1 protein-coding gene is annotated in these 209 nt (G+C 73.2%); it reads left to right on the forward strand.

Annotation, left to right across the window (positions count from 1 at the left end):
• Positions 1-203, forward strand: a 203-nt coding sequence (locus AOK08_RS40070; protein ID WP_055535265.1) for a hypothetical protein, incomplete at its 5' end; no start/stop codon positions are given.
• Positions 204-209 lie beyond the last annotated feature (6 nt).

Below are 209 nucleotides of genomic sequence, written 5' to 3' on the forward strand. Positions count from 1 at the left end.
TCGCCCTCACCGCCGCCCTCGCCCTCGCCTGCCTCGGCGGATTCATAGCCTCCGCCGCCCACGGCGACTGGATCTGGGCCCTCGTCGCCCTCGTCGGCGCTGTCCTCTTCGCCCACGAACTCGGCGGCGACATCGCCGAACGCCACCACCGCCACAACACCCACCCCATCGTCACCGACCGCCCCGGAAGCAGGCCGCCGTGACCACCC

Origin of the sequence: Streptomyces graminilatus, assembly GCF_001418565.1 — a bacterium.
GTDB lineage: Bacteria > Actinomycetota > Actinomycetes > Streptomycetales > Streptomycetaceae > Streptomyces > Streptomyces graminilatus.